The sequence below is a fragment of the Natrinema soli genome (assembly GCF_028618695.1).
In genome coordinates, this window is the sequence record NZ_JAQIVI010000144.1 from 1 (window position 1) to 3,353 (window position 3,353).

The 3,353-nt window shown below is 68.7% G+C and carries 3 protein-coding genes; all 3 read left to right on the forward strand.

Annotation, left to right across the window (positions count from 1 at the left end):
• A partial coding sequence (locus PGX04_RS10130; protein ID WP_273738382.1) for a pyridoxal phosphate-dependent decarboxylase family protein occupies positions 1-789 on the forward strand: 789 nt, incomplete at its 5' end.
• Positions 786-2,726, forward strand: coding sequence for an IucA/IucC family protein (locus PGX04_RS10135; RefSeq protein WP_273738383.1), 1,941 nt, complete (start codon positions 786-788; stop codon positions 2,724-2,726). The genes PGX04_RS10130 and PGX04_RS10135, both read left to right, overlap by 4 nt.
• Positions 2,723-3,353 (forward strand): GNAT family N-acetyltransferase (locus tag PGX04_RS10140; RefSeq protein ID WP_273738384.1); only part of this gene is annotated, 631 nt, incomplete at its 3' end. The genes PGX04_RS10135 and PGX04_RS10140, both read left to right, overlap by 4 nt.

Consider the following 3,353-nt stretch of genomic DNA (forward strand, 5'->3'; position numbering starts at 1 on the left):
GTCGGCACCGCCGGCACGACGGACTTCGGGAGCATCGACCCGCTCGAGGCACTGGCGGATCGGGCCGCCGAGCGCGACCTGTGGTTCCACGTCGACGCCGCCTACGGCGGGGCGTGTGCGATCAGCGACCGCCTCCGCCCGAAACTCGCGGGGATCGATCGCGCCGACTCGATTGCCGTCGACTTCCACAAGCTGTTCTACCAGCCGATCAGCTGCGGGGCCTTCCTGTTGCGCGACGGCGACCGCTATCGGTTCCTCGAGCGCAACGCGTCCTATCTCAACCCCGAACGGGACGACGCGGCGGGGGTCCCGAACCTCGTCTCGAAGTCGACGCGGACGACCCGTCGATTCGACGCGCTGAAGCCGTTCGTGACGTTCAACGCGCTGGGCCGAACCGGCGTGGCCGACTGCGTCGAGTACGTCTGCGAGCTGGCCGACGCGGTCGCCGCCGAGATCCGGACCGAACCGGCGCTGGAACTGTGCTGCGAGCCCGAACTGAGCGCGGTCGTCTTCCGGTATCGGCCGGATCGCCTCGAGCGATCGAACCGACCGCCCGAGCGGGCCGATTCCGACACGTCGACCGCCGTCGATCGCATCAATCGCGCGATCCGCGACGAGTTACTGGCCGACGGCGAGGTCGTCCTCGCTCGGACGGAAGTCGACGGCACTGCCGCGCTGAAGGTCACCCTACTGAATCCCCGAACGACGCGTTCGGACCTCCGGGAGGCCCTCGAGGCGGTCATCGACCGCGGCGAGGCTCTCGAACACGAGCTTGGTAATTCCGCATGACTCCACGACCCACGACACCGACGACCGCGACCGACGAGCGTCGAGTCGATGCGACGCGAGTCGCACGCGACGCGACGGTGCACAGCTTCCTGAACTGCTACTGCCACGAGACCGGTGCCGGCGAGTTCGTCGCGGTCGCGGACGCGCCCGTCCCCGGCGACCGCTCCCCGGCGACCGGGCTCGTGCTGTCCTGCTCGCTTCCGAATCAGGGGATCGACCTGTTCGCTCCCGTGGACTACCGCTCCCCGACCGGTCGCCACCTGTTCGACCTGCCCGCGTACTACCGTACCGGGAGCGACGACGACCCGGTCGAACTGGACTACACCACGCTCGCGACGCTCGCCACGAAGGAACTCGAGATCGAGCGCGGCGCGGACGGGAACCGCGACGATCTCCTTGAGCGGGTCGTTCGCTCCTGCCGGAACATCGAGCGGTACGTCGACGCCCGCGCGGACGACGAAGAAACGTTGTACGGTACGGAGTTCACCTTCCGCGAGGCCGAACAGTCGCTGGTCTTCGGTCACCTCCGCCATCCGACGCCGAAGAGCCGCCGAGGGATGGAACGCGACGCCGAGCGCTACGCCCCGGAACTCGAGGGCTCGTTCCGGCTGCACTACGTCCGTGCCGATCCCGACATCGTCGAGAGCGAGTCCGCTCGCGCGGACTCCGCCGCGGAGTGGGTTCGCGAGGCGCTGCGCGACGATCTGGTCGTCGACGAGACGCTCCTCGAGGGGCACCTCGCTGGCGACGACGGAGACGACGTCCTCCTGCCGGTTCACCCGTGGCAGGCGGATCGGTTGCTCGAGCGCCCCGACGTGCAGGATCTCGTCTCGGCGGGGAAACTCGAGTCGCTCGGCCCGCTGGGCCGCGAGTTCCACCCGACGACGTCCGTGCGGACGCTGTACGCGCCCGACTCGCCGTTCATGGTCAAGGGATCGCTCGCCGTCGAGATCACCAACTCGCTGCGGACGAACAAGCGCCCCGAACTCGAGCGCGGGGTCGCGATCTCGGATCTGTTAGCGACCGAGCTCGGCGACGACCTACGCGAGCGGTTCCCCGCGTTCGACGTGATTCGGGATCCGGCCTATCTGACGATCGATCCGGACGCGCTGGGCGTCGAGGGAGACGAGTCCGGCTTCGAGGTCGTCCTTCGGGAGAACCCGTTTCGGGGCGAGGACGCCCGACGGGCGACGCCGGTCGTGGCGCTCTGCCAGGACGCGATCGGTGACGGGACTTCCCGCCTCGGCCGCATCGTCGGCTCGATCGCCGAGCGCGAGGGCCGCGACCCCGCCGCCGTCAGCGAAGAGTGGTTCCGCCGCTATCTCGCGATTTCGGTCCGGCCGCTCCTGTGGCTCTACCTCGAGCGTGGGATCGGGCTCGAGGCCCACCAGCAAAACAGCGTGCTCGCGCTGGACGAGGCGGGCTACCCCGACGAGTTCCGCTACCGGGACAATCAGGGCTACTACTTCCCCGAGAACGCGTCCGACCGAATCGAGGCCGTCCTCCCCGGCGTCGGCGAACGGGCCGGCAGCGTCTGTCCCGACGCGGTCGCCGACGAACGGGTCCGCTACTACGTCCTGCTCAACAACGCTCTCGGCGTGATCAACGCCTTCGGAACCGCGGGGCTGGTCGACGAGGAGCGACTGCTCGCCGTCCTCCGCGACGAACTCGAGTCGCTCCGGGAGTTCGACCGTCCCGGCACGTCGATCCTGGACCCGCTCCTCGAGTCGGCGACCGTCCCCTGCAAGGCGAACCTGTTGACTCGCTTCCGCGGGCTGGACGAACTCGAGGCTCCCTCGCTCGACGAGCAGTCGGTCTACGCCGACGTGCGGAATCCGCTCGTCGACGCGTCGGATTCGGCCGATCGAGTCGAGCCGACCAACTCGGTCGATTCGGCGGACCGGGTCGAGACGGTCGAGTCGGAGGTGAACCGATGACCGCGCGGGAGCCGTCCCGCGGCCCGCACGCCGCAGTCGTCTCGGACTACGACTTCGAGTACTACGACGAGACGATCGACCGCCATATCGGCTTCCGGCCGGTCTCGCTCGAGCGCGACCTCGGCCGCCTGCACGCGTGGCTCGGCTCGGATCACGTCACGCCCTACTGGGATCTCGACCAGCCGTTACCCGAGTTCCGCGAGACGCTTCGGGAGAAACTCGCGGACGACCACCAGACGCTGTACGTCGGCTGTCTGGATCACGTCCCGATGAGCTACTGGGAGCGCTACTGGGTCGCCGAGGACGATCTGGCGGCGTACTACGACGCCGACCCGGCCGATCAGGGCATCCATCTCCTGATCGGGCCCGAGGAGTACCTCGGCCAGGGGTACGGGACGGCGCTGCTCCGTGCGATGATCGCGTTCCAGTTCCGCCACCCCGAGACCGAGCGGGTCGTCGCCGAACCCGACGCCCGCAACGACGCGGTCCTTGCTTCGTTCGAGCGATGCGGTGCCGAACTTCGCCGAGAATTCGAATTCGAAGAAGAAGCGAAGACGGCCCGACTCGTCGCCTGCCAGCGCGAGCGGTTCGAACGCGAGGTCTGGCCGCCGACGGCCGACGACGCGG

Coding starts and splice junctions, on each gene's coding strand:
- PGX04_RS10135 (WP_273738383.1), top strand. CDS start 786: ATGACTCCACGACCCACGACACCGACGACCGCGACCGACGAGCGTCGA.